Here is a 1,009-nt window from a genome sequence, read left to right as displayed (position 1 = left end):
AGTTCTACTCCCTGGTGGCCTAACCGCAGCACCTTTCCGTCCCCCGCTCGCCCCTACCTCCTTATCGCGACGGAACCTATCCTGATTGCCGTCCCTGATGGGCTCAGAGGTATGGAGCAGGCCCTGAATGCGGTGTTCCCTAACACGACGCTGCAGACCTGCGTCGGACATCTGATCCGCAACAGCCTGGAGTACGCCAGCTGGAAGGAACGCTGGGCCGTGGCGGCGGGGCTCAAGCCCGTGTACACGGCACCCACTGTCGAGGCTGCGTTGGCCGAGTTGGCGGCCTTCGAGAACGGGGAATGGGGTCAGCGGTATGCACCGATCGGCGCATCCTGGCGTTGCGCCTGGGATCAGGTGATCCCGTTCTTTACGTTCCCGCCGGCGATCCGCAAGATCATCTACACGACGGATGAAGTTGACAAGCGCGCGGTGTGCTTTCGGTCGTTTATGGCGTCCGTATTGGTGGCCACGGAGCGCGTACCGCACTTGCCTGCGGTCGCGCTTGCTTCCAGCGCGAGAACAGGCGTTGGTAAGCCTGCTCGGCTTGCTCGCCGGCTGCACGCTCCAGATACTCGGCGCTCGACAGCACTAAAAAGTTTGCCGCTCTATTTACCGTGCGCCATCAGATTGATGATCTATCAGAGAATCCCTACGCGCAATTCAGGTCTGACTGATGGACAGGTTATTATGGTCGGCAGATAATTGGGGAAATGATAGGTTATTTGTATAGTGGGTCATTAAATTCACCGGGCTTGCACCGTTGTGTGTTCTCGTTGGGGATGCCAAGTCGCAGGCCTAAGAGCGGTGTGCTGGCGGGTGCTTATAGTGATCACCCTTTTGCCAAGGGACTGAGCGTGAGTGACGCAAAAGAAGTCCCGAGGTGTCGCAGAGTATTTCCGCGGCGATATGTTCGGGCAAGCCTTAAGGATGGGCGGTTTCAAGAGCGAAGTGCAACACCCTGCGGGTTATTGAACAGGGAGCCGGTCAGTTGGGTTGGCCAGGACCT

General features: G+C 58.4%; 2 pseudogenes. One reads left to right on the top strand and one right to left on the bottom strand.

Features of this window, described 5'->3' with window-relative positions:
- Nucleotides 1–72 precede the first annotated feature (72 nt).
- A pseudogene (locus J8I34_RS34175) lies at nucleotides 73–423 on the top strand (transposase); the annotation flags it as partial.
- A gap of 25 nt (nucleotides 424–448) precedes the next feature.
- On the opposite strand, the pseudogene J8I34_RS35780 reads toward J8I34_RS34175, so the two are convergent.
- Nucleotides 449–589, bottom strand: a pseudogene (locus tag J8I34_RS35780) (IS110 family RNA-guided transposase); the annotation flags it as partial.
- Between the last annotated feature and the right edge of the window lie 420 nt (nucleotides 590–1,009).

The organism is Cupriavidus phytohabitans (genome assembly GCF_017815025.1).
In the GTDB taxonomy this organism is placed as follows: domain Bacteria; phylum Pseudomonadota; class Gammaproteobacteria; order Burkholderiales; family Burkholderiaceae; genus Cupriavidus.
This window is presented reverse-complemented; position numbering and strand designations above follow the sequence as displayed.